This is a genomic window from uncultured Bradyrhizobium sp., assembly GCF_936928535.1.
Classification (GTDB): domain Bacteria; phylum Pseudomonadota; class Alphaproteobacteria; order Rhizobiales; family Xanthobacteraceae; genus Bradyrhizobium.
In genome coordinates this window covers 1-24,413 of the sequence record NZ_CAKZHY010000054.1, presented here as the reverse complement: position 1 = coordinate 24,413, position 24,413 = coordinate 1, and the positions used below count along the sequence as shown (strand labels likewise).

Below are 24,413 nucleotides of genomic sequence, written 5' to 3'. Positions count from 1 at the left end.
GCGGAGATATCGGATGCGCCCTTCGACACGGCTTGCCCTGCTGCTCGGCTGGTTGGGCTATATGCTCGTGCCCTGGTACCTGCCAGAAGGCTTTGACCTTGCAGGCTATCCGTTCGGGCGCGCGGGTACCGCGCTGGCGCTTGCGATCTCGGGCGCAGCGCCCTGGCTCTGGCCGATCGGCATCGTGCTGCTCGCGGCGACGCCCCTCGCCCTCCGTGCCGAATCCTCTCGGAGCGGCCCAGCGCTGATCGCCGCCGGGCTGTTCGGCCTGCTCGCGTTCTTCGCACAGGGCTTTGCGGTGACGCTGCCTGGGCAAGGCATTCCCTGGCTCGCTGCGCTGCTTGGCGGCGCAGGTGCCGCGCAGCCGGGCATGGGCTTCGGCGCGCTGCTGACGCTAGTCTCGCTTCTCCTGCTGCTCTGCCACGGCCTCGCCTATCGCGGCCTTTGTCGCGGCGATCTCTTCACCACATCGACGATCGGCATCGTGGTGATGCTGATCGGCCTTTTCATCCTCCTGCCGGTCGCGACGATCCTGCGCAGCGCGCTGGTCGACGCCGCTGGCGGCTGGGCGCTGGGCGAATTCGCGGACCGCCTGCTCTCCCCGACGATCTGGGGACTGGGCTGCGTCGGCGGCGGTATCGCCTGCGGCGTTGCCTGGAATACGCTGGTCCTCGGCGTGCTGACCGGCGTCCTCACCACGCTCCTGGGGCTCGCCTGCGCGCTGCTCGTGTTGCGCACGGCGATGCCCGGCAAGCGGCTGATGCGCGCGATGACGGTGCTACCGATCATCACGCCGCCCTTCGTCATCGGCCTTGCACTGATCCTGCTGTTCGGCCGCTCCGGCGTCGTCACCGGCTTGATGTCCGAATGGTTCGGCATCCCACGCTCGCGCTGGATCTACGGTCTGCCGGGCGTGCTGCTGGCGCAAGTGCTTGCCTTCGCGCCGATCGCCTTCCTGGTGCTGATGGGTGTGGTCCAGGGCATCGCACCGAGCCTCGAAGAGGCGTCCCAGACGCTTGGCGCCAGGCATTGGCAGACGTTCCGCTCGGTGACCTGGCCGCTGCTGCGACCGGGACTCGCCAACGCCTTCCTGCTCGGCTTTGTCGAGAGCCTGGCCGATTTCGGCAATCCGCTCGTGCTCGGCGGCAATTTCGAAGTGCTCTCCACCAAGATCTTCTTTGCAGTGGTCGGTGCCGCGCACAATCAGGGCATGGCGGCCGTGCTGTCGATCGTGCTGCTCGTCTTCACGCTCGGGGCCTTCTGGCTGCAACAGCGCTGGCTGGGCAGCAAGAGCTACACCACCGTCTCCGGCAAAGGCGATGCCGGGATTCCGGCGAAGCTGCCGACCGTCGTCACCGTGCTCTCCGCCATGGTGATCATACCGTGGGTCGTGCTGACGGCGGTGATCTACGCGGTCATCCTGATCGGCGGCTTCGTCAAGACGATGGGCCGCGATCACACGCCGACACTGGAGCATTACCGCACCGGCTTCGCGGTCGATTTCAGCCACGGTCTGTTCTTCGAGGGCGCAGCCTGGCCCTCCCTGTTCACGACGCTGAAGGTCGCCGCGATCTCGGCACCCCTGACGGCGCTGATCGGCCTGCTCACTGCGTATCTGCTCACGCGGCAACGCTTCGTCGGCCGGCAGCTGCTCGAATTCGCGACCATGCTGAGCTTCGCCATTCCCGGCACCGTGCTCGGGGTCGCCTATATCCTTGCCTTCAACGTGCCGCCGATCGAAATCACCGGAACGGGCCTCATCCTCGTGCTCGCCTTCGTCTTCCGCAACATGCCCGTCGGCATACGCTCGGGCATTGCGGGGCTCGCCCAGATCGACAAGAGTCTCGACGAGGCCTCGACCACCCTGCGGGCACGTAGCTTCACGACGCTGCGTCGTGTGGTGCTGCCGTTGCTCAAGCCTGCACTCGTCGCGGCCCTGATCTACAGCTTCGTGCGCAGCATCACCTCGGTCAGCGCCGTGATCTTTCTCGTCTCGGCCGAATACAACCTCTCCACCGCCTACATCGTTGGGCGGGTCGAGGCCGGCGAGTTCGGCCTTGCCATCGCCTATTCCTCGGTGCTGATCGTCGTCATGGCGGCGGGCATCGCCCTCATCCAGCTCAGTGTCGGCGAGCGCAAGCTCGGGCGCAGGCCCGTCGCGCTCGCGACCTCGGCCGCCGAGCCCGCCAGTTAGGATCTGCCATGCCCAAGTCTGCCATGCCCAAGTCCGGACCAGCCTCCGTCGAGTTCAGCCATGTCAGCATGCGCTACGGCCCGGTGACCGCGGTGGACGATGTCAGTTTCACGATTCATGCGGGCGAGCTCGTGACGCTGCTCGGCCCCTCGGGCTGCGGCAAGACCACGACCTTGCGCATGATCGCCGGGCTCGAGATCGCGAGCGAAGGGCAGATCCTGATCGGCGGCAAGGACGTGACGCGGCTGTCGGCCGCGGACCGCGACGTCAGCATGGTGTTCCAGTCCTATGCGCTGTTCCCGCATATGACCGTGCTGGAGAACGCCGCCTATGGGCCGACGGTGAAGGGCCTGGGCAAGGCGCAAGCCGAGGCCATGGCGCTGGAGAAGCTCGCTTTGGTCGGCCTCAAGGGCTTCGAGAAGCGCTACCCGTCCGAGCTCTCCGGCGGCCAGCAGCAGCGCGTCGCCGTGGCGCGCGCCCTCGTGCTGGAGCCGCAGGTGCTGCTGTTCGACGAGCCGCTGTCCAATCTCGATGCCAAGCTCAGGCGCCGGGTGCGGCAGGAAATCCGCGAGCTCCAGCAGTCGCTGAAGCTCACCGTCGCCTATGTCACGCATGACCAGGAGGAGGCGCTCGCGGTCTCCGACCGCATCATCGTGATGTCGAATGCGAAGATCGCGCAGCAGGGCTCGCCCCGCGAGCTTTATGAGGCCCCGGCGAACAGCTTCGTCGCTGATTTCATCGGCGACGCCAATCTCGTGGAAGTCACGATCGAGGCGGTCCATGAGGGGCAGGCGCAGGTCTCGTTGGGCCCTCTCCGCCTGACGCTTCCGGCGCGCGGCCTCCCGCCAGGGCCGGCGAAAGCCGCCATCCGGCCCCATGGCATCATGCTCGGCGATGGCCTTGCCGGAACGGTGAGGAAATCCTCGTACCTCGGTGATCACGTCGAGATGATCGTCGCAACGCCGATCGGCGAGCTTTTCGTCATCAGCCGGCAGACCGATGAGATTCCGGCTGAAGGTGCGGCGATCAAGCTCTCGTTCGCCCAGCAAAATATCGCTCTCGTTCGCTGACGCGCGAACCCCGTGCTGCCGCACGCGCACCTCGCGATTCCGCCGGCACGATTGTATCATCCGCGCATGAGCGACTCCGAGGCCATGGAAGACGACGCGACACGCGTTCGCAAGATCATCCATATCGACATGGATGCCTTTTACGCATCCGTGGAACAGCGCGACAATCCCGAGCTGCGCGGCAAGCCCGTCGCTGTCGGTGGTTCGGCCGAGCGCGGCGTGGTTGCTGCCGCGAGCTATGAGGCGCGCAAATTCGGCGTTCGGTCCGCGATGCCGTCGGTCACCGCGAAGCGGCAATGTCCCGACCTTATTTTCGTGAAACCCCGCTTTGAGGTCTACAAGGCGATCAGCCGCCAGATCCGCGAGATCTTTGCCGAGCATACCGACATCATCGAGCCGCTGTCCCTCGACGAGGCCTATCTCGACGTGACGGAAAACCTGCAAGGCATCCCGCTTGCCCGTGACGTCGCGCTGCGGATCCGCGAGAAGATCAAGGCCGAGACCGGCCTCAACGCTTCGGCGGGCATCTCCTACAACAAGTTCCTGGCCAAACTCGCCTCCGATCACCGCAAGCCCAACGGCCAGTTCGTGATTTCGCCCGAGATGGGGGCCGCTTTCGTGGAGACGCTGCCCGTCGGAAAGTTCCACGGCATCGGACCTGCAACGAGTGCAAAGATGAACGCGCTCGGCCTGTTCACCGGTCTCGACATCCGCAACCAGACGCTCGAATTCATGAACGCGAATTTCGGCAAGTCGGGCGCCTATTACTACTGGATCTCGCGCGGCGTCGACGAACGGCCGGTGCGGGCCAACCGGATTCGCAAGTCGATCGGGGCCGAGACCACGTTCTCGGCTGATCTTTCCGATTTCAACGCGCTGGCCAGCGAGCTTCGCCCCCTCGTTGACAAGGTCTGGCGCCACTGCGAGACGTCAGGCAGCCGGGGCCGCACCGTGACCTTGAAGATCAAGTTTGCCGACTTCGAGATCATCACGCGCAGCAGGTCCGTGGCTGCGCCGGTCGCAGGCCGGGGCGAACTCGAGCGCCTCGCCTGCGGCCTGCTCGAGCTCGAGATGCCTCTGCCCAAACGGGTCAGGCTCCTGGGCGTCTCGCTGTCGTCGCTACAGGACGGAGACGATGCGGAGCCGCAACTGACCTTCGGCATCTGATCCGGAGCGACCGCGATCAGGCTGCAATCTCTTCTGCCCTTGCGTTGCCCTCGTCGCGCTTTGCATTGATCAGGTTGAGCAGATGCGCAGCCGCGCGGGCGTCGCATAGCGCGCGGTGGTGGTCCTTCAGTTCGATATTGTAGGCTCGGGTGAGCTTGCCGAGCCCGTAGGACTTGTGGCCGGGGTAGTGCCTGCGCATGCTCGCGCAGGTGCAGAGCTTTGGAAATCGGAAACGGCGGTCGAGGCGCTCGTATTCCGCGGCGATGAAGCCGTAGTCGAAATTGACGTTGTGAGCGACGAAAACACCGTCGCCCATGAACTGCATGAAGCTATCAGCGACTTCCGCGAACAACGGCGCGTTGCGCACCATCTCGTTGGTGATGCCGGTCAACGCGACAATCTTGGCCGGGATCGAGCGCTGCGGATTGATCAGCGAATGCCACTCCGCCACGACCTCGTGGTTGCGGATCCTGACGGCGCCGATCTCGGTGATGCGATCCCCGCCGGTCCAGCCGCCTGATGTCCCGATGTCCACGACGACATAGTCCTGGTCCGGATCGAAACGGAAATCGGCGCGGCCGATCTCCGCAGGGATGCCGGCGTTGCCGAGCTGGCGAAGCCGCGTCAGCTGGTTGCGCCTGATGACGTCGCCCTCGGCCTTCACTTCCATGAACGAGACGACGCCGTTCGTCACGAGCATGAGATCGGGGAAGCCATCGCGCATTGCGCGATAGTCCTCGCACATCAGGCGAAGGATCGTGGCAAGTCCATCGGCGCTTGCGCCCGCAAGCAGGGCGCGGAGCGCATCCATATCGACATGGTCCCAGGCGAACACACCGTTCGGCCTCCCCCATTTCGCGGCAACGATCCGCAGGATCTGGGGAAGCGCGGCGCCCGAGGCGACGGCCGCCAGCTTCATTTGGATCTGGGACGAGAACATCTGCGCAAAGGTTCTGTCCTTCAGGGCGTGCGGCATCCAATCGAAGCCGCTGTGCAGCTGTCCGGATTCGAACAGCTCGTCCCAGAACAGCAGCCCGAACAGGCAGTGCCAGAGCGTGTTTTCGGCGTAGAAGACTTCAAGGCCCTGTCGGCGCAGCACGCCCGCGATCCCGGCCTCCGGGTTGCCGCGCCAGGTATCGTCGACCCGGAGCGTTCGTCCTGCCCGCAGCAGCTCGGTGCACAATCCGGTCCGTCGTCCATCGAACTTGCGCGCATAGAAGTCGCTGGCGAAGACGAACTCGTCGTCGCTGGCGGGATCATCGATCATCCGCCGCAGCAATTCTTCCGCGGCCTCCCTGTCGCCTTCCGCATAATGCAGCCGGGCGAGACGCTCGTTGCATTCGGCCGAGGCGCCGGCGCGATAGAGCTGGACCGCGAGCGCGGCCTCACCCTTCTTCTCGAAGTGCAGACCCGCTTTGTGGGCCGCGCGGCTGCGCAGATCGATGGCGTAATCCGTCGGGCAGACAGGACCGCCGAGAATGTCGGCAACGGAGTTGCGATAGACCTCGTCGGATTTGGCCTCGAGCCGGCGCAGCAGCCGCGCGTAATGGAAGCAAGCCCTCGCCTCATCCGCGTCGGCAAACCGGGCGCTGAAATCCGCCTGATCGTTGGTGCGCAGGATGCCGAGATCGCGCAGCGCAAAATTCTTGAGGTTGTCCTCTGTCTTGCCGAAATAGAGATAAAGCAGAAATTCCAGCGGCTCAGTGTCGCCGAGCGCGATGAAGGCCCCGCCACCGCAGTGCTGGAACGCCGTACCGAACGACAGATTGGCCAGACAATATTCCGACAATTTGGCCTTGGGCCACGAGGCCCTGACGTCGCTCATGCCGGCCGCCCTGGCGCCGTCGAACAGAACAGGCTTTGCAAGGCACGCCAGGAACGCGGCGTAGTCCTGTTCAGTCAGGCCTCGAACATGTCCGGCAATGCCAAGCTCGCCCAGCGCGCCGACGGGGTCCGCGATCTCGGCATATTTGAAGGTGGATGGGTTGAAGACCGTGCCGTTCCGGTTGACCATCCTGATGAACAGGCACTGGGCGTCCTTGGACAGCGACGCGAAGCGAGCGACGAACGCGCGGTGCTTTTCGGTCAGCACCGGAGCATAGGTCTCGCAAACGAAGCTCAGCATCTCTGTGAAGTGGTCGTGATAATAGTAGACCGGCAGGACAGGCAGCGTCATCCGCGCGTCGCCCTCGGCGCGGCGTAGCGCGATCCCGCTCTGGTCGAAGTTCCGCGTGATTCCCTGATGTCCACGTTCGACTTCTGTTCTTTTCGCCTGACAGTGTCAAGCGCAGAACACCGCGATCCCACGCGTCCCACAACCGCTCCGTTTCTTGAGGTACACCTCAGAACGATTTGCGACGCACCATTCAAAATGAGACTGCCTGTTAAGCGGCACAGGGCTTCGCCGCGTGCGCTTGATCCGAGTTCGGTTAGCCTCCGTTCCAACAAACCGTCGACCATCCGCTCGCCTTGCCAACACACCGCGCTGCGCGGTGGACGCCAGGACGCGGTGGAAAAAACAGCGACAAGAACACCACAGGGAGGAGAGCAATGTTGAAAGGCAGTCTAGGACTGATTGCGTTGAGCAGCCTGCTATTGTCGGGCACCGCTTTCGCACAGGAGAAGATCAAGGTCGGTGTCACCGCGACCCTCGAAGGCACCTACACCGTGCTCGGCGAGGACGGCATTCGCGGCTTCCAGACCGCACTGAACGTGCTCGGCAAGAAGGTCGGTGACAAGGAGCTCGAATTCGTCATCGCTTCGACCGACGCGACACCGGACTCGGCTGTGCGCGCCGTGCGCAAGCTGATCGAGCAGGACAAGGTGCAGATCCTGTTGTCCCCGCTCTCGGGCGACGAGGGTATTGCAGTCAAGAACTTCGCAAAGACCCATCCGGAGCTGACCTTCATCAACGCAGCCTCCGGCGCGCAGGAGACGACCTATGTCGATCCGGCCCCGAACTTCTTCCGCTACAATATGGACGGCGCGCAGTGGCAGGTCGGCCTCGGCAAATATGCCTATGAGACTAAGGGCTATCGCAAGATTGCGACCGTCGGCGAGGACTACTCGTTCATCTACACCCAGGTGTTCGGCCTCGTGCTCGAATTCTGCGGCGCAGGCGGACAGGTCACCAACCGGCAATGGGTGCCGCTCGGCACCAAGGACTTTGCCTCGGTCATCGCCGCCCTGCCCGACGACGTCGATGCCATCTATCTCGGCCTCGGCGGCGCCGACGCCGTCAACTTCCTCAACCAGTACCAGCAGGCCGGCGGCAAGGCGCATCTGATGGGCGGCTCGATCATGATCGACCAGACCATCCTGTCGTCCAAGGGCAATGCCAAGCAGGCGCTGGTCGGCACGCTGGCTGCCAGCGGCCAAGCCGACACCTGGGAGGATCCGGGTTGGCAGAAGTTCGTGAAGGATTATCAGGACGCCTTCCCGCCGAACAAGCGCTTCCCGAGCCCGTCGCTGCTCGCCACCAACTATTACGGCTCGACCATGGCGCTGATTTTGGCGCTGCGTCAGGTCAATGGCGATCTCAGCGACAACCAGTCCAAGTACAAGGCGGCGCTGGCCAAGATCGAACTCGATGCGCCCAACGGCAAGATCAAGCTCGACGCCAACCGCCAGGCGATCGGCACCAACTTCGTCACCGAAGTGGTCGATGACGGCAAGGGAGCGCTGTTCTCGAAGGTCGTGAAGGTGATCCCGAACGTGAACCAGACGCTGGGCTACGACCCCGCGGTGTTCGCCAAGATCGGTTTGCCCAGTCGTACAGTACCGGAATGTAAGAAGTACTGACGTAGTCGCATCAGCGACGCGATGACTGGCCGGGGAGAGATTTGCAGAGGCGCGACACGCGTACTCTTGCATTCTCTCCCCGGTTGTTGAACGCTACAAAAAACAAAAGCTTCTGGGAGGGAAGGCATGAGCCGGGCGCTCGCCGTCTTCCACGGCCGTTTCGGCCGGGCGACGGTCTATCAGTTGAACCGCCCCTTCAATATCCACGCGCATCGCGAAGGTCATTTGATCTTCCATGTCGGCGGGCGTTCCGCATGCATCGACGTCAACGACGGACGCTACGATCTCAGCGAAAGCTCTGTCGTCGCGGTCAATCCGTGGGAACCGCATAATTTCCTGCCGTCGGACCTCGACGGCGGCGCGGTCTTCTTCGTGCTCTATGTCAATGCGGAATGGTTCGCACCCGATGCGCCCGGCGCCGACCGCTTCCGCTTCGGCCGCACCCGGTTCGCGCGATCGCCCGCGCTCGACAAGCACATCAGGCACGCGGCCGCCCTTGTGTGCGGCGCACCTTCACTCAACAGCCTCGATGGCGAGCTCCGGCGGCTCATCGATATCTGCTACGACGAAAGCTGGCAGCAGGCCGAGACCGCGCCCGATCTGCGCGCAAACGGCTCCATCACCGATTTTCGCGTCCGCAAATGCATCAAGATGATGTCGGAGAGCCCCGGCGCGGAAATCGAGCTCGACACCATCGCACGCGAATCCGGCCTGTCGCGGCCGCATTTCTATCGGCTGTTCCGTACCCAGACCGGTGTCACGCCACACCTCTATCTCAACACGCTGATGATGGAGCAGGCGCTGGAGGCGCTGGTGGCGAGCGAGGCGCCGATCGCCGACATCGGGTTCGACCTCGGCTTCTCCTCTCAGAGCGGCTTCACCCGCTTCTTTGCCGCCAATGTCGGGATGGCACCGACCGATTATCGCCGCGCCGCCAAGGTTTTGCGCGGCTGACGGACGCGCGAAAAGATACTCACGATCAAGTGCCTCTCGCGCCGCCCCACTAGGATGGGCGTAACGCGATCCCGGCAAGAGGATCGCTTAAGTCCGGGGAGGACGCACGTCCATGGCGAGGTACGCAGCCTGCACAGGGCTGTCTGACCTGTATCCGAGGTGTGATGGCGACCATCGCAAGCGGAGCGAGGTGACGCCATGACCCGCTTTATCGAGCGCCATCCGGCCTGGGCACTGATCATCATCATCGCAGTCGCCGTGTCGTTGTGGCTGATTTTCGCGGTCTGGCCGCCCGGGCTTGAGGACGCGATCGGCCGCAAGCGGGTGTTCCTCAACGCGTTGTTCAATGGCATCACGCTCGGCGGCCTCTATTTCCTGGTCGCCAGCGGCTTCACGCTGATCTTCGGCCTGATGCGCAACGTCAACCTCGCGCACGGCTCGCTCTATCTGTTCGGCGGCTATGTCGGCTACGCCATCAGCGCCTCGACCGGATCGTGGATCCTCGCCTTCATCGTCGCTTTCATCCTGACGGCGCTGGTCGGCGTGCTGCTTCAGGTGCTCGTGTTCCGCCGCATGGAGGGCCAGGATCTCAGGCAAACCATGGTGACCATCGGCCTCTCGATCGTGTTCGCCGATTTGATGCTGTGGGCCTGCGGCGGCGACTTCTACCAGATCCAGACCCCGAACTGGCTGATCGGCCCGATCGAGTTGCCGCTGATCACCGCGGTGAAGTCCTCCGGCGAGCCGGTTTACTTGCGCTATCCGCTGGTGCGGCTGGTGATCTTCCTGGCCTCCGTGATCATCGGCATCGCGATGTGGCTCGCGCTCAACCGCACCCGGATCGGCATGATCATTCGCGCCGGCGTCGACGACCGCGACATTCTCGCCGCGACCGGCGTGCGCATCCAGATCGTGTTCGTGCTGGTGTTCGCGCTCGGCGCCGGCCTTGCCGGTATCGCGGGCGTGGTCGGCGGCACCTTCCAGTCCCTGTCGCCCGGCGAGGACATCCGCTTCCTGCTCGCGTCCCTCGTGGTCGTGATCGTCGGCGGCATGGGCTCGATCCCCGGTGCCGCACTCGGCGCACTCATCATCGGGCTCGCCGAGCAGCTCGGCTCGGTCTACATCCCGACCTACGCCATCGTCGTGACCTTCCTGATCATGGTGCTGGTGCTGGCGCTTCGGCCGCAGGGCCTGCTGGCGAGGCGCTGACATGTCCGTCACCCACGATGCGCGCATTCAGGTTCGCAGCCCCGCCTCATCAGCGCAGCGGCGGGTTGCACGTGGCTGGCCCGATCTGAATAATCCCGCAGCCTGGATCGTCGCCGTGATCCTCCTGATCATGCCGCTGATCGCCAACGGCTTCTTCCTGATCGAGATTTTCGCGACCACGCTGATGCTCGGCACCATCGCGCTGAGCCTGATGTTCCTGGCCGGCTATGGCGGCATGGTCAGCTTGATGCAGCTCACCATCGCGGGCTTCTGTGCCTACATGGTCGCGGTGTTCGGCGTCAGCGGCAATGCCAATATCAGCCTGGGCTGGCCGTGGTGGCTCGCAGTGCCGATGGCGCTGACGCTTGCGACCATCTTCGGCACGCTCGGCGGCGCGCTCGCGGTGCGGACTGAAGGCATTTACACCATCATGATCACGCTCGCCATCGGAGCGGCGTTCTATTACTTCACCAACCAGAACTGGGCGATCTTCAACGGCCACACCGGCATCAACAACGTCGCGACGCCGCATTTCTGGGGCGTCGACTGGCGATCCGATATCCCCTTCTACTACGTCGTGCTCGCAGTCGCCGCACTGTGCTATTTCGCCGTCGACTACATCTCCTGCGCGCCGTTCGGCCTTGCGCTGCAGGGTGTGCGCGACAACCCTCGCCGCATGGCGGCGCTCGGCTTCAACGTCAACGCCCACCGCGTCGCCGCCTATGCGGTCGCGTCTTTCATCGCGGGCCTCGCCGGTGTGCTGCAGGTCTGGAACTATCGCCAGATCTCGCCGGGTTCGGTCAGCGTTGGCGCCTGCATCGACATCCTCATCATCGCTATCGTTGGCGGCATCACCCGGCCGATCGGTCCCTATATCGGCGCGCTGGTGTTCGTGCTCCTGCGCACCTTCGCGCTCGACTTCCTGGTCAAGATCGGGCTCGACGGCAACCGTTTCCGGCTGCTGATCGGCCTCGGCTTCCTCGCCATCGTGTTCTGGTCGTCGGATGGCGTGATCGGCCTGTGGCAGCGCTGGCGGCAGAGCCATCGGCCGCAGTCGGATCGCCCGGGCGGAGGGCGCGGCCATGGATAGCGTCGCCCAGCGCCTCTCCGCGGTCGGTGCCGGCGCAGCGCTCGAGCTGCGCGGCGTGACGCGATTGTTCGGCGCGCTGGCGGCGCTGACCGACGTCACCATCACCGTGCGCCCCGGCGAACGGCGCGCCGTGCTCGGCTCCAACGGCGCCGGCAAGACCACGCTGTTCAACTGCATCACCGGCGACTTCCCACCGACATCAGGCACGATCCGCTTCTTCGGCGAGGACGTCACCCACTTCCCGCCCTATGAGCGCATTCGCCGCGGCCTCAGGCGGACCTACCAGATCTCCGCGCTGTTCCCCGGCCTTACCGTGCAGGACAACGTCTACCTTGCCTGTCGCGGCGTCTCGCGCGGACGTTTCTCCTTCCTGCGGCCCACCCAGAACGATGCGCTGATGCATGCGGCCGATGGCCTAGTGCAAGCCGTGCATCTGACCGCCGTGAAAGACCAGCGCGTCGCCGAGCTCGCGCACGGCCAGCAGCGCCAGCTCGAGATCGCGCTGGCGCTCGCAGGTGCCCCCCGCTTCGTGCTGTTCGACGAACCGGCCGCCGGCCTGTCGCCGACCGAACGCGCCGAGCTGGTCGAGATCCTGACCTCTCTGCCGGCGCATATCGGCTACATCATCATCGAGCACGACATGGATGTCGCGTTGCGCGTCGTCGAGAGCGTGACGATGATGCACAACGGCCGCATCTTCAAGGAAGGCCTGCCGGAGGAGATCCAGTCCGACCCCGAGGTTCAGGAGCTTTACCTAGGAGGCGGCCATGAATGATGTCCGCCGCTCCCCCGTCGCACTCGAGGTCCGTGGCCTCGACGTCTATTACGGCCATTCGCACGCGCTGCAGGGTGTGGACCTCACCCTCGATGCCGGCGTGTTCTCGGTGGTCGGTCGCAACGGCATGGGCAAGACCACGCTGTGCAAGGCGATCATGGGTCTGGTGCCGGTCAGCGGCGGCTCGATCCGGGTTCGCGGCGAGGACATCACGCGCCGACCGCCGGCGCAGATCGCGCGGCTCGGCGTCGGCTACGTGCCGCAAGGCCGTCGTCTCTGGCGCTCGCTGAGCGTCGACGAACATCTGCGACTCGCCGGCGGAATGCGCTCGGGCGCCTGGACAGTCGAGCGCATCTACGACACCTTTCCGCGGCTCGCCGAGCGCAAGGACCACGGCGGCGGCCAGCTCTCGGGCGGCGAGCAGCAGATGCTCGCGATCTCGCGCGCATTGCTGACCAATCCGCAACTCCTCATCATGGACGAGCCGACCGAAGGGCTTGCGCCCGTCATCGTCGCCCAGGTCGAGGAAATGCTGCTCCAGCTCGGCGAGGACGGCGACATGTCCGTGCTCGTGATCGAGCAGAATATCGGCGTCGCCACCGCGATCTCGCGCAATGTCGCGATCATGGTCAACGGCCGCATCAACCGCATCATCGATTCCGCGCGGTTGTCCGCCGACCGCGAGCTGCAGCAGCGCCTGCTCGGCGTCGGACTTCATGCCGAGCTGGAGCCTGAGATCGACGTGCCGAATGCCGGCGGCGAAACAAAGCCCGCCGGTCAGCCCGCGCGGGCCGGCGGCCCGGTCCGGATCTATATCTCCAACCCCACCCCGCCGACGCGCTGGTCACAGCCGGTGCCGATCGGACGCATCGAAGCGGCGGCGCGCACGCTGTCGACACAGGTTTCGCGCCTCGACGAGACCGCACGCCGCAAGCGTGAGCCGGCGACGGCGGCGCAGACCTCGGGCCCGCCGGCGGTTCTGGTGGTCGGAACGCTCGACACCAAGGGCACGGAGCTGCGCTTCATCCGCGACATCACCGCCGAGGCTGGGCTGCGCACGCGGCTGGTCGACGTCTCCACCAGCGGCAAGCACGCGACTTGCGACGTCTCCGCGCAGGAGATCGCGCTGAACCATGGCCGCGGCGGTTCCGCCGTGTTTGGCCCGGACCGCGGCGCCGCCGTGACGGCGATGGCGGAGGCGTTTGCCAACTGGATCAAGCGCCAAGGCAACGTCGCCGGCGTGATTTCTGCCGGCGGCTCGGGCGCGGCATCGCTGGTCGCCCCCGCCATGCGTACCCTCCCCGTTGGGGTGCCCAAATTGATCATCTCTTCAGTCGCCTCGGGCGACGTCGCGCCCTATGTCGGTCCTGCCGACATCACCATGATGTACTCGGTCACCGACGTGCAGGGCCTCAATTCGATCTCGCGCGCGGTGCTGTCGAATGGCGCCAACGCCATCGTCGGCATGGTCAAGGCGCGGCTCGACCAGCGCGACGACAGGGAGCGCGCGGCAAGCGCGGGGCTGCCGTCGATCGGCATCACCATGTTCGGCGTCACCACGCCGGCAGTGCAAAAGATCGCAGCCGACCTGCGCGACGATTTCGAGTGCCTGGTCTTCCACGCCACCGGCGTCGGTGGCCGCTCGATGGAGAAGCTCGTCGATTCAGGCCAACTTGCCGGCGTGATCGATCTCACCACCACCGAGATCTGCGACCTCCTGATGGGCGGCGTGTTTCCGGCGACGGAGGATCGCTTCGGCGCTGTGATCCGCACCCGCCTGCCCTATGTCGGCTCGGTCGGCGCGCTCGACATGGTCAATTTCGGCTCGCCCGACACCATCCCCGAGCGCTATCGCGGCCGCAAATTCCACGTCCACAATCCGCAGGTGACGCTGATGCGCACGACCGCGGAAGAGAACGAGCGCATGGGCCGCTGGATCGGCGAACGGCTGAACCAGATGGACGGGCCGGTGCGCTTCTTCCTGCCAGAGGGTGGCGTTTCCGCGCTCGATGCCCGCGGCCAACCATTCTGGGACCCCGAGGCGGACGCGGCCCTGTTCCGGACGCTGGAGCGCACGGTGCGTGCGACCGGCAACCGGCAACTCATTCGCGTCAAGCAGAACATCAACGATCCCGAGTTCGCCTCGATCATCGTGAGCGCCTTCCGAACCCTGTTCGGACGCGCCGGGGCACGCCGGAGAGTAGCGAGGTGACCGATGGCCCGGTTTGAACGCGCAGCACTCCTGAAGCGGTTTCGCGAGATGGCGAAGCGCGGCGAGCCGATCGTCGGCGGCGGCGCCGGCACCGGCCTGTCGGCCAAATGCGAAGAGGCCGGCGGCGTCGACCTCATCGTGATCTACAATTCCGGCCGCTATCGCATGGCCGGCCGCGGCTCGCTTGCCGGGCTGATGCCGTATGGCGATGCCAACGCCATCGTGGTGGAAATGGCCGGCGAAGTGCTGCCCGTCGTGAGCAGGACGCCAGTGCTCGCCGGCGTGAACGGCACCGATCCGTTCCGCGACATGGATGTGTTCCTCGACCAGCTCAAGGCCCTCGGCTTTGCCGGCGTGCAGAACTTCCCGACCGTCGGCCTGATCGACGGCATCTTCCGGGCCAATCTCGAAGAGACCGGCATGTCCTACGCGCTCGAGATCGACATGATTGCGAAGGCGCGCGAGAAGGATCTGCTGACGACGCCCTATGTGTTCAGCGAGAAGGAAGCGGCGGCGATGGCGATCGCCGGTGCCGACATCATCGTCTGCCATCTCGGCCTCACCACCGGCGGTACGATCGGCGCGCAGACCGCGCCCAAGCTGAAGGACTGCCCTGCGCGCATCGACACCTGGGCCGCGGCCGCGCTCAGCGTCAACCCTGACATCCTGGTGCTCGCCCATGGCGGCCCGATCGCGGATCCCGCCGACGCAGATTTCATCATGAAGAACACGCGTTACTGCCACGGCTTCTACGGCGCCTCCTCGATGGAGCGGTTGCCGGTGGAGCGGGCGTTGACGGAGCAGGTCCGCAAATTCAAGGCCATCGGCGCGCCGTAACGCCTTTTAGGATTGAGGGAGGGAAACATGTCAGGGATCCTGGTCGGCGAGCTCATCCTCTGGCTGATCGTCGCCATCATCGTGATCGTGGTTGGCGTCTACATCGTCAACTGGCTCTACCACCGCTCCTCCAAGGAGGTGTCGTTTGTCCGGACCGGCTTCCTCGGCGAACGTGTGGTGATCAACGGCGGCGCCTTCGTGCTGCCCTTCATTCACGATTACACGCCTGTGAACATGAATGTGTTGCCGATGGGCATCGTGCGTTCGCGGCAGGACGCGGTGATCACCCGCGACCGCATGCGCGTCGACATCGAGGCTGACTTTTATGTCCGGGTCCAGGCCACCCGCGAAGCCGTCTCGATCGCAGCAGCAACGCTCGGTCGCCGCACCATGGAGCCGGAACAGCTCCATGCGCTACTGGCCGGCAAATTCATTTCCGCGATCCGCTCGGTCGCATCCGAAATGACCCTCGAAGAGATGCATGAACGTCGCGGCGACTACGTCGCGCGCGTCAAGACCAATGCGGCGGAAGCCCTCGCCCAGAACGGGCTCGAACTCGAATCCGTGGCGATCACCGATCTCGACCAGACTGATCTCGAATTCTTCAATCCATCGAACCGGTTCGACGCCGAGGGCCTGACCAAACTGATGGAAGACATCGAGGCGAGGCGCAAGCTGCGCAACGACATCGAGCAGGACTCGATGATCAAGATCCGCACGCGCAACCTGGAGGCCGAGCGACAGGCGCTCGAAATCGAGCGCGAGAGCGAGACCGCACGGCTGGAGCAGGAACGCGACATCGAAATGCGCCGCGCGCTTCAGCGCACCGAAGTTGCCCGCGAGCGCGCGCTGCGCGAGACCGAGGCCGAACAGGCGCAGATCTCGGCGAGCGAAGCCATCGAGCGATCCCGGATCGCCAACGAGCAGGCGATTGCGGAAGCCCGCATCGCCTCCGAGCGCGAGACCCGTCAGAAGGAGATCGAGCGCACACGCACCATCGAGGAGAAGGAACTGCTGGCGCGCGAGGAGATCGAGAAGACCCGCATCGCCAACCAGCGCTCGATCGACACGACGCGGATCGCCAGCGAACGCGAGGTCCGCCAGCGCGAGATCGAGCGGATGCGCACCGTCGAGGAAGCCGAGATCGCCGCCCGCGAGGCGATCGAGAAGGCCCGGATCCAGCAGGATCGCGTCGTCACCGACGCCCGCATCGCCAATGAGGAGGAAACGCGGCGGCGCGAGATCGAGCGCACCCGCGCCGTCGACGAGGCCGAAATCGCCGCCCGCGAAGCCACGGAAAAGGCCCGCATCGCCCAGACCTTGATCGTCAATGTCGAGCGCATCTCCTCGGACGAGCGCACCCGCGCTCTGGAGATCCAACAGGTGCGCACGATCCAGGAGGCCGAGATCGAGGCGCAGCGTGCGGTCGAAGCTGCCCGGATCGCTCGTGAGCGGACGCTCGCCGCCGAACGCATTGCCGCCGAACAGAGCACGCGGCAGCTTGAGATCGAGCGCAACCAGAGCCTCGAAGTCGCCGGCATCGCGGCACGGGAGACCACCGAGGCCTCGCGCATCGCCCAGGAAGAGCGCGTCCGCTCGCTGGAGATCGCGCGCAACCGCGCCGTCGAGGAAGCCGATATCGCCTCCCGCGAAGCGATCGAGGCGGCCCGTATCGCCCAGGAGAAGGCGGTCGCGGCCGAACGCATCCAGGCCGAACGCGACACGCGTTCCCTGGAGATCGAGCGGACCGGCGTGCTGGAAGCGGCCGAGCTGAAGCGACGCGATGCCATCGAGCGCCAGCGCATCACGGTCGATCTCGCACTGGAGGCCGAGCGGATCACCTCGTCCAAGAAGCGCGAGGTGCTCAATATCGAGCAGAAGAAGGCGATCGAGCTCGCGGACGAGGACCGCGTGATCGCCCTCTCCGCCAAGAAGTCCGAACGGATCGATGCCGACCGCCAGGTTCGCCAGGCCGAGATCGTCGCCCGCAAGGAGGTGGAGACCACCGACGTCTCGCGCGAGCAGGCGCTCGAAGCCGCCCGCCTCGAGCGCCGCCGCGCGATCGAGCAGCTCGAGGTCGCCCGGGTGCAATCGCTCCAGGAGGCCGAGATTGTCTCCCGCGAGGAAGTTGAGCGCGCCCGCATCGCCTCCGACCGTGGCCTCGACGAGGCCCGCATCGGCCGCGAGCGCGAGCTGCGCAAGCTTGAAGTGAACCGCGAGAAGGAGGTCGAGACAGTGCTGATGGAAAAGGCGATCGCGATCCATCAGAAGTCGCTCGAAGAATCGGCCGCACGCGCTGCCGCTGAAGAGGCCCGTATACGCGCGACGGAAGCCGCCGAGCGCGTCATCACCGCGCGCGAAAGCGAGATCGCAAAACGCCGCAAGACGGTCGAGGTGCTGCTCGCCGAAAAACAGGCCGAGGAAACGCGGATCGCCGCCGAAGCGGAACGCGTCCGCGCTGCCGTCGAGGCAGAAGCGCAGCGGATGCTGAACGAGGCCGAGAACGTGCTCACCGATCAGGCGCGCTATTCGCTGTTCCGGCGAAAGCTGCTCGACCGTATCGAGGGCATCGTGCGCGAGAGCGTCAAGCCGATGGAGAAGATCGAGGGTATCCGCATCCTCCAGGTCGACGGCCTCAACGGCAATGGCGGCGGTGGCAATGGTGGCCGCAGCGCGACCGACGAGGTGATCGACTCGGCCCTGCGTTACCGCGTGCAGGCTCCGCTGATCGACTCCCTCCTCGCCGACATTGGCGTCGAGGGCGGAAATCTCTCAAAAATGCCGGGCCTGATCCGGGAAGCCCGCGACATGCAGGGCATTAAGGAATCTGCGCGCAAGGGCGGTGGTGGCGGCGACAAGCCGGCGGCCTCCCCGCCCGCGGCCGAGGGCGGCGGCGAACCACCGGCCGACCGCAGTCCGCGGAAGAAGAGCTGAGGTCTAAGCCATGCCCCGCGTCTACGTTTCCACCGTCGTCAATGCGCGCAACGACCGCGTCTGGGCGCGCGTACGGGACTTCAACGGCTTGCCGAACTGGCACCCCGCGATTGCCGAAAGCCGCATCGAGGGTGGCGAGCCCTCGGACAAGATCGGATGCGTGCGCGACTTTCGCCTGCGCAATGGCGACCGCATCCGCGAGAAGCTCTTGGGCCTCTCCGACTACGATATGTTCTGCACCTATTCGATCCTGGAATCCCCGATGGGCGTCGAGAACTACGTCGCGACCTTGCGCCTGACGCCGGTCACCGACGGCGACCAGACCTTCGTGGAATGGACCGCCGAGTTCGACTGCGCACCGGAGCGGGAGACCGAGCTGGTCGGCAATATCGGCGGCGGCGTGTTCCAGGGCGGGTTCGATGCCCTCAAGCGCGTGTTCGGAGGTTGAGATCCGTGCCGCATATCGTCAAAAGCACGATCCTGGACGCGCCGACCGATGCGGCGTGGGCGATGCTGCGCGACTTCAACGGGCACGACCGCTGGCATCCGGCGGTCGCGACCTCCTCGATCGAGCGCGCGCATTCCTCCGACAAGATCGGCTGCATCAGGCGGTTCAAGCTCAAGGACGGAGCCGAGCTGCGCGAGCAATTGCTGGCACTGTCCGACCTCGAACAGAGCTTCAGCTATTGCCTGCTGGATACCCCGATCCCGATGTTCAACTACGTCGCCCATGTCCGCCTGCTGCCGGTCACCGATGGCGATCGCACCTTCTGGCATTGGGAGTCGCGCTTCACGACCAGGCCGGAAGACCGCGATCGCATCACCCACATGGTCGCAGAAGACATTTATCAGGCCGGGTTCGAAGCAATCCGCCGGCATCTCAAGGAGGCCGCCTAGATGGCCGTAACAGTGAAGACTTTTGCCAGCGCCAGCGAGGCGGCCGGGGCGCTGTCATCCGATCGCACCGCCCGCTACCTCGGCGGGGGCACGCTGGTGATGCGGGCGCTGAACGAGGGCGACGTCTCGATCTCGACGGTGGTGCGCGCCGAGGATCAGGCACTGGCGCGCATCGACGCATCGGGCCCACGCGTGACGATCGGAGCCGGCGTCACCTTCGCGCGTGTCTTGGCCGAGCGTGACCTTGGCTTCCTGCATGCCCCTGCCCGCTCGATCGGCGGCCCTGCCGTGCGCAACATGGGGACCGTCGGCGGCAATCTCTTTGCACCAAATCCATACGGTGATTTCACCGTCGCGCTGCTAGCGCTCGACGCCACTGTCGCCGTCGCAGGCGGCTTTGGTGCGCGCGACATCCCGATCGAGGAATTTCTGCAGGCGCGTGAGCGACAAGCCGGAACCTTGGTCTTGTCGATCTCCTGTACCCGGCCTGTAAGCACCGAGGCGTTCCGCTATCGCAAGATCGCCCGTATCAAGCCGAAGGGCGGCTCGGTCATCACGCTGGCCGCGCATCTGCCGATCTCGGGCGGCCGGATCGCAGGCGCGCGGATCGCGTTGGGCTCGATGGCACCGACGCAAATTCGTGCTCGCGCCGCCGAACGGGCACTGGAGGGGCGTTCGCTGGATGCGGCGACCATCGCGGCCGCCGCATCGGCCGCCACCGAGGGAACATCCCCATCCGACAACGCGCTCGGCAGCGCCTGGTATCGCCGCGAGATCGTCGGCGTGCATCTGCGCCGCCTGCTGTCAGGACAGGAATAGACTGCATGTCCAAGATCCCCCTGCAATTTCGTCACAACGGCCGCGACGTCGCGATCTTCGTCGATGGCGGCACCAATCTCCTGGTCGCGCTGCGCGAGCTGATCGGCGACATGACGCCGAAATTCGGCTGCGGCCAGGGCGGCTGCGGCACATGCAGCGTGTTGATCGACGGCGAGCTTCACCTCTCCTGCCTGACGCTGGCCGAAACAGTGGCAGGTCGTTCCATCGAGACGCTGGACGGCATGAAGCAGGGCCCGAACCTGCATCCGCTGCAGCGTGCCTTCGCCGACAATTTTGCCGCCCAGTGCGGATATTGCACCCCAGGCATGCTGATGGCTGCAAAGGCCCTGCTCGACCGCAATCCGTCGCCGAGCCGTGACGAGGTCATCGAGGCCATCTCGGGCAACATCTGCCGCTGCACCGGCTATGAGCCGATCATCAATGCCATCCTCGCCGCCGCCGGCGGCCGGGTCAGCGCTTAAGGACGTCGCCATGCTGGAACTGCGCAAGGACATCTTCGCCGACGAGCGCGACGACAATCTGAAGGAAATCGGCAAGGGCACGCAGCGGCAGGACATGCTCGGCCACGTCACGGGCACGTCGAGCTATTTCAACGACCACAAGCTGCAGGGCATGCTGCATCTGAAAGTCGTGCGCTCGACGCAGTCCCACGCACGCATTCGTCGCATCGACACGTCGGAGGCCGAGCGCTCGGCCGGCGTGCGCCGGATCATCAGGGGCGCTGATGTACCGGTCAATCTCAACACGCTGCTCAGCCTGATCAATTTCGGCAAGGACGACGAGCCGTCGCTGGCCGTCGACAAGGTCCGTTACAAGGGCGAGCCTGTTGTCGCGATCGTCGCCGACAGTGAGCGCGAGGCCTTTGAGGCAATCGCCAAGGTCAGGATCGACTACGAGCCGTTGCCGGCCGTGTTCGACGTCGAGGATGCACTGAAGCCCGGTGCGCCTGTTGTCAACGAGACCTACCCGAAGAACACGTTCACCTATCATGAGACCTACGATCGCCAACAATTACGCTTCGGCGACGCCGATGCAGCACTGGCCACCGCGGACCACGTGCTGGAGCAGCGCTATCAGATGTCGCCGATCGAGCATGCGCCGACCGAGACCAATGGCGCCATCGCAGCGCCAGACACCAATGGCCGCTACGTCGTCTACACTTCGACTCAGGCGCTGTTCTTCTCGGTCGACACCTGCGCCAAGATCCTGGACGTCCCCTCCAACACTTTCCATTTCATCGGCGGCACGGTCGGCGGCGGCTTCGGCGGCAAGGTGGATACGCTGACCGAGCCGCTCGCCATTCTCGGCGCGATGCTGACCGGAAAGCCCGTGCGCTACGTGTTCGGCCGCGAGGAAGAGATGCAATACGGCCCGCCGCGCGGCGCCGAGCGCATCTACATCAAGGACGGCGTGATGCGTGACGGCCGCGTCGTCGCGCGCAAGATCCTCGCCTATTTCGACAGCGGTGCCTATACGCGCCTGTCGAGCTACGCCGCCGTGAAATGCGCCGCGCATCTGCCGGGGCCCTACACAATCCCGAACGTCTATGGCGACGTCTATTGCGTCTTCACCAACCGCACGCCGGCGACCGCGATGCGCGGTTTCGGCGTCACCGCGATGGACTTTGCCATCGAGTGCCAGATGGACAAGCTGGCGCATCTCATCAACATGGACCCGATGGAGTTCCGGATCCTCAACGCCTATCGCGACGGGGACATGAAGGCGCACCGGCGCGAGGCCAAGAATACGGCGCTGATCGAATGCGTGCAGGTCGCGGCCGAAAAGGCGAAATGGCCGCTTCGTGAGGAGTTCAAGCGGGCGTCCTCGCGCAAGGACGGCGGCGGCAACCGCGCCGTGATCCCGCCGACGCCAACGGATTCGTCGCGCGTAAGACCCACATCTCCGGTGCAACAGCGCACCAGCTATGATCGCCTGCCGCCGACCGTTACCCGCGAACCGCCGCGCGAGCCGCCACCACCGGCTCCGCCACCGCCCTCGCCGCGACCGGCGGCGCCATCGCATGGCGCGACCCGTTTCTCCTCCGTCTTCGGCACCAGGAGGCGCTAGATGACCCGGCATCGCGGACGCGGCATCGCGTCGATCAACTATCCCATCGGCATGAATCTCGGCGGCGATCCCAGCCAGGCGCTGGTGCATTCCAACCCGAGCGGCAAATTCACCGTGGCGCTGTCGTCGATCGACCTGGGACAGGGCATGAAGTCGGTGACGCGGCAGATCTGCGCCGAAACGCTGGGCGTGCCGGTCGAGGACGTCTATGTCGACACGGCCGATTCCGATACCGGCCCGCATTGCATGGGCTCGTTCGCCTCGCGCGGCACCCACCGCGTCGGCAACGCCGTGATGGCCGCGGCGCGCGAGGCGCGTGGCGTCATGATGGAAGCGGCCGCCGAGGAGCTGGAAGTCAACGCCGCCGACCTCGAAACGGATGGGCGGGGCAACATCCACGTCAAGGGCGCGCCGCACCGCTCGATCTCGACCAAGGACGTCGCGATCGCCGCCCAGTTCAAGCAGGGCAAGACCATCTCCGGCCGCGGCATCTTCCTGGTGCCGCTCTCCGAGGTGAATCCGGAGACCGGCGAGATGTCGCCGGCGACCTGCTACGCCCACGCGTGTCTCGTCGCCGAGGTCGATGTCGACGACGAGACCGGCGAAGTCGCGATGGTGCGGATGGATTCTGCCTACGAGCTCGGCCGCGCGCTCAACCCACGCCTGGTCGAGCAGCAGCTCGTCGGCGGCGCCTGGATGGGCGTCAGCCACGCGCTGTATGAGACGCCAGAGCCGTACTATCCCGAACCCGTGCATGGCCCGCGCGATTTCGTCGAATATCTGATGCCGGGCCCCGGCGACATCTGCCCGCACGATATTGCGGTGCTGGAGCGCCCTGCTCCGGACGGTCCGTTCGGTGCCAAGGGTCCGGGCGAGATGTGCGCCAATCCGGTGCTCCCGGCGGTGGCGAATGCGATCTTCAACGCCGTCGGAGTCCGCATCGACGATCTGCCGATCACCCCGGAAAAGGTGCTGCGCGCGATCAAGGCCCAGGGCGGCGCGCGGCCGCAGGCGCGGCGCTAGAGGTACTGGTTCATGGCGGTCCGCAGCAACATCGTCGGCATCGACAGCCCTGAGGCGCTGGAGAAAGCGCTGCGCGCGGCCTATTACCTCGCCGACGAGGGCCTTGCGACCGCGGCCTATCTGGGCCTTGCGCTTGGCAAGCCGTTGCTGCTGGAGGGCGCGCCGGGCGTCGGCAAGACGGAAGCGGCAAAGGCGATCGCCGCCGTGCTCGGCCGCAGGCTGATCCGCCTGCAATGCTATGAGGGCATCGACGCCTCTGCCGCCCTCTACGAGTGGAACTACCCGCGCCAGATGCTGGCGATCCGCCAGGCCGGCGACGAGAGCATCGACATCTATGGCGAGACGTTCCTGATCGAGCGGCCGATGCTGGCCACGTTGCGTGCGCCTGATTCCACCGTGCTCCTGATCGACGAAATCGACCGCGCCGACCAGGAGTTCGAGGCCTTCCTGCTGGAATTCCTGTCCGACTTCCAGATCTCGATTCCCGAGCGCGGCACGGTGCGCGCCGCCGAGCGGCCCGTGGTCGTGCTGACGTCGAACCGGACGCGCGATTTGCACGAAGCGTTACGCCGCCGCTGCGTCTATCACTGGATCGACTATCCCACGGAAGAGCGCGAGGCGCGGATTGTGATGCTGCGGGCCTCCAGCGTCGCCGAAGCCACTGCGCGCGCTGTGGTCGCGGCGGTCGGCAAGCTCAGGCGCGAGCCGCTGAGCAAGGCGCCTGGAATAGCCGAGGCGGTCGATTGGGCCGAGGCCGCGACGTTGCTCAACAAAGGTGGTGCACGCTGGCCCGACGCGTTCAAGCGCTCGATCGGCGTCGCGCTGAAGGACGAGGAGGATTTGCACTTCATCTCCCCCCGGCTCGACGCGATGCTCGCTGAGGCCATCGCATGAGCACCGAGCTTCAACTGCCGCAGGCGGCGCGGATCTTCGTCTCCTTCGTCGCCCTGCTGCGCGCCAACGCCTTTGCCGTCGCGCCGGAGCAGACCACCGCGTTCCTCACTGCGATCGAGCTGCTCGGCCCGCGCGGCCTTGCAGACATCAGGCAGGCAGCACTGGCCACCTTGGCCCCGCCGCCCGAACGCCGCGTCACCTTTGATCGCCTGTTCGACCTTCACTTCCGCGGCAGCGAGGCGATCGAGCATGCCGATGACGGCGAGGATGACGAGACCGTGCGGCTCCAGGAGGAAGGCCGCGGCGACGAGGAGCCGCTTTTCTCCGACGAGGCGAACGAATCCGGCCTGACCGCGACCCGCACCGAGGCCCTGGTCGAGCGGCACTTCGCGCAAGCTTCCACCAATAATGCGCTGCGCCGCCTGGCGCGCGAGGCCCCGCGGCGCCTG

Annotated in this window: 19 protein-coding genes and 1 pseudogene; 19 read left to right on the top strand and 1 reads right to left on the bottom strand. The window is 65.5% G+C overall.

Annotated features, from left to right (window positions below; translation table 11 throughout):
* Positions 1 to 13: 13 nt before the first annotated feature.
* The 3 genes from Q0687_RS06965 (at position 14) to dinB (ending at position 4,431) form a co-directional block, all read left to right on the top strand.
* Positions 14 to 2,194, top strand: coding sequence for an iron ABC transporter permease (locus Q0687_RS06965; protein WP_298873799.1), 2,181 nt, complete (start codon positions 14 to 16; stop codon positions 2,192 to 2,194).
* 8 nt (positions 2,195 to 2,202) lie between these two features.
* Positions 2,203 to 3,264 (top strand): ABC transporter ATP-binding protein, encoded by a 1,062-nt coding sequence (locus Q0687_RS06960; RefSeq protein ID WP_298873797.1) that lies wholly within the window; start codon positions 2,203 to 2,205, stop codon positions 3,262 to 3,264.
* Positions 3,265 to 3,330: 66 nt separating this feature from the next.
* Complete coding sequence (gene dinB / locus Q0687_RS06955) at positions 3,331 to 4,431, top strand: DNA polymerase IV (RefSeq protein WP_298873795.1); 1,101 nt, start codon at positions 3,331 to 3,333, stop codon at positions 4,429 to 4,431.
* Positions 4,432 to 4,447: 16 nt separating this feature from the next.
* On the opposite strand, the gene Q0687_RS06950 is transcribed toward dinB, so the two are convergent.
* A complete protein-coding gene (locus Q0687_RS06950) occupies positions 4,448 to 6,607 on the bottom strand; it encodes an exonuclease domain-containing protein (RefSeq protein ID WP_298873793.1) in 2,160 nt (719 codons plus the stop codon).
* Positions 6,608 to 6,981: 374 nt separating this feature from the next.
* Here Q0687_RS06950 and Q0687_RS06945 point away from each other — a divergent pair, with 374 nt between their 5' ends.
* From Q0687_RS06945 to Q0687_RS06870, 16 genes and pseudogenes are all read left to right on the top strand, one after another.
* Positions 6,982 to 8,232 carry an ABC transporter substrate-binding protein gene (locus Q0687_RS06945; protein ID WP_298873791.1) on the top strand — a complete coding sequence of 417 codons (1,251 nt, stop codon included), beginning with the start codon at positions 6,982 to 6,984 and terminating at the stop codon, positions 8,230 to 8,232.
* Between the two features lie 126 nt (positions 8,233 to 8,358).
* A complete protein-coding gene (locus Q0687_RS06940; RefSeq protein ID WP_298873789.1) occupies positions 8,359 to 9,186 on the top strand; it encodes an AraC family transcriptional regulator in 828 nt (275 codons plus the stop codon).
* Positions 9,187 to 9,384: 198 nt separating this feature from the next.
* On the top strand, positions 9,385 to 10,395 hold the full coding sequence (locus tag Q0687_RS06935) for a branched-chain amino acid ABC transporter permease (RefSeq protein WP_298873787.1): 1,011 nt from the start codon (positions 9,385 to 9,387) through the stop codon (positions 10,393 to 10,395).
* A 1-nt stretch (position 10,396) separates the two neighbouring features.
* Complete coding sequence (locus Q0687_RS06930) at positions 10,397 to 11,485, top strand: branched-chain amino acid ABC transporter permease (protein WP_298873785.1); 1,089 nt, start codon at positions 10,397 to 10,399, stop codon at positions 11,483 to 11,485.
* Positions 11,478 to 12,260, top strand: coding sequence for an ABC transporter ATP-binding protein (locus tag Q0687_RS06925; RefSeq protein ID WP_298873783.1), 783 nt, complete (start codon positions 11,478 to 11,480; stop codon positions 12,258 to 12,260). Before Q0687_RS06930 ends, Q0687_RS06925 begins: the two co-directional genes overlap by 8 nt.
* Complete coding sequence (locus Q0687_RS06920; RefSeq protein WP_298873781.1) at positions 12,253 to 14,472, top strand: ABC transporter permease; 2,220 nt, start codon at positions 12,253 to 12,255, stop codon at positions 14,470 to 14,472. The genes Q0687_RS06925 and Q0687_RS06920 overlap by 8 nt, the downstream gene beginning before the upstream one ends.
* Positions 14,473 to 14,475: 3 nt before the next feature.
* Positions 14,476 to 15,309 carry a phosphoenolpyruvate hydrolase family protein gene (locus Q0687_RS06915; protein WP_298873779.1) on the top strand — a complete coding sequence of 278 codons (834 nt, stop codon included), beginning with the start codon at positions 14,476 to 14,478 and terminating at the stop codon, positions 15,307 to 15,309.
* Positions 15,310 to 15,336: 27 nt separating this feature from the next.
* Positions 15,337 to 18,243: a flotillin family protein gene (locus Q0687_RS06910; RefSeq protein WP_298873778.1), complete on the top strand. Its 2,907-nt coding sequence runs from the start codon at positions 15,337 to 15,339 to the stop codon at positions 18,241 to 18,243.
* 10 nt (positions 18,244 to 18,253) lie between these two features.
* Positions 18,254 to 18,691, top strand: a complete 438-nt coding sequence (locus Q0687_RS06905) for an SRPBCC family protein (RefSeq protein ID WP_015686997.1) — start codon at positions 18,254 to 18,256, stop codon at positions 18,689 to 18,691.
* Between the two features lie 5 nt (positions 18,692 to 18,696).
* Positions 18,697 to 19,140: an SRPBCC family protein gene (locus tag Q0687_RS06900; RefSeq protein WP_041748964.1), complete on the top strand. Its 444-nt coding sequence runs from the start codon at positions 18,697 to 18,699 to the stop codon at positions 19,138 to 19,140.
* Positions 19,141 to 19,959, top strand: a complete 819-nt coding sequence (locus tag Q0687_RS06895; protein ID WP_298873766.1) for an FAD binding domain-containing protein — start codon at positions 19,141 to 19,143, stop codon at positions 19,957 to 19,959. It begins immediately after the preceding gene.
* A 5-nt stretch (positions 19,960 to 19,964) separates the two neighbouring features.
* The gene (locus tag Q0687_RS06890) at positions 19,965 to 20,441 is read left to right on the top strand and encodes a (2Fe-2S)-binding protein (protein WP_209958648.1); all 477 of its coding nucleotides are present in this window, start codon (positions 19,965 to 19,967) and stop codon (positions 20,439 to 20,441) included.
* A gap of 10 nt (positions 20,442 to 20,451) precedes the next feature.
* Entirely contained in the window at positions 20,452 to 22,047 is a 1,596-nt protein-coding gene (locus Q0687_RS06885; protein ID WP_298873764.1) for a molybdopterin cofactor-binding domain-containing protein, read from the top strand.
* Positions 22,048 to 23,070 (top strand): molybdopterin cofactor-binding domain-containing protein, encoded by a 1,023-nt coding sequence (locus Q0687_RS06880; RefSeq protein ID WP_128952609.1) that lies wholly within the window; start codon positions 22,048 to 22,050, stop codon positions 23,068 to 23,070. It begins immediately after the preceding gene.
* Positions 23,071 to 23,082: 12 nt separating this feature from the next.
* Positions 23,083 to 23,964: a MoxR family ATPase gene (locus tag Q0687_RS06875; RefSeq protein WP_298873763.1), complete on the top strand. Its 882-nt coding sequence runs from the start codon at positions 23,083 to 23,085 to the stop codon at positions 23,962 to 23,964.
* Positions 23,961 to 24,413: pseudogene (locus Q0687_RS06870) on the top strand (hypothetical protein); the annotation flags it as partial. The gene Q0687_RS06875 and the pseudogene Q0687_RS06870, both read left to right, overlap by 4 nt.

Coding starts and splice junctions, on each gene's coding strand:
- Q0687_RS06935 (WP_298873787.1), top strand. CDS start 9,385: ATGACCCGCTTTATCGAGCGCCATCCGGCCTGGGCACTGATCATCATC.
- Q0687_RS06940 (WP_298873789.1), top strand. CDS start 8,359: ATGAGCCGGGCGCTCGCCGTCTTCCACGGCCGTTTCGGCCGGGCGACG.
- Q0687_RS06910 (WP_298873778.1), top strand. CDS start 15,337: ATGTCAGGGATCCTGGTCGGCGAGCTCATCCTCTGGCTGATCGTCGCC.
- Q0687_RS06950 (WP_298873793.1), bottom strand. CDS start 6,607: ATGACGCTGCCTGTCCTGCCGGTCTACTATTATCACGACCACTTCACA.
- Q0687_RS06915 (WP_298873779.1), top strand. CDS start 14,476: ATGGCCCGGTTTGAACGCGCAGCACTCCTGAAGCGGTTTCGCGAGATG.
- Q0687_RS06945 (WP_298873791.1), top strand. CDS start 6,982: ATGTTGAAAGGCAGTCTAGGACTGATTGCGTTGAGCAGCCTGCTATTG.
- Q0687_RS06965 (WP_298873799.1), top strand. CDS start 14: ATGCGCCCTTCGACACGGCTTGCCCTGCTGCTCGGCTGGTTGGGCTAT.
- Q0687_RS06890 (WP_209958648.1), top strand. CDS start 19,965: ATGTCCAAGATCCCCCTGCAATTTCGTCACAACGGCCGCGACGTCGCG.
- dinB (WP_298873795.1), top strand. CDS start 3,331: ATGAGCGACTCCGAGGCCATGGAAGACGACGCGACACGCGTTCGCAAG.
- Q0687_RS06905 (WP_015686997.1), top strand. CDS start 18,254: ATGCCCCGCGTCTACGTTTCCACCGTCGTCAATGCGCGCAACGACCGC.
- Q0687_RS06895 (WP_298873766.1), top strand. CDS start 19,141: ATGGCCGTAACAGTGAAGACTTTTGCCAGCGCCAGCGAGGCGGCCGGG.
- Q0687_RS06880 (WP_128952609.1), top strand. CDS start 22,048: ATGACCCGGCATCGCGGACGCGGCATCGCGTCGATCAACTATCCCATC.
- Q0687_RS06920 (WP_298873781.1), top strand. CDS start 12,253: ATGAATGATGTCCGCCGCTCCCCCGTCGCACTCGAGGTCCGTGGCCTC.
- Q0687_RS06960 (WP_298873797.1), top strand. CDS start 2,203: ATGCCCAAGTCTGCCATGCCCAAGTCCGGACCAGCCTCCGTCGAGTTC.
- Q0687_RS06875 (WP_298873763.1), top strand. CDS start 23,083: ATGGCGGTCCGCAGCAACATCGTCGGCATCGACAGCCCTGAGGCGCTG.
- Q0687_RS06930 (WP_298873785.1), top strand. CDS start 10,397: ATGTCCGTCACCCACGATGCGCGCATTCAGGTTCGCAGCCCCGCCTCA.
- Q0687_RS06925 (WP_298873783.1), top strand. CDS start 11,478: ATGGATAGCGTCGCCCAGCGCCTCTCCGCGGTCGGTGCCGGCGCAGCG.
- Q0687_RS06885 (WP_298873764.1), top strand. CDS start 20,452: ATGCTGGAACTGCGCAAGGACATCTTCGCCGACGAGCGCGACGACAAT.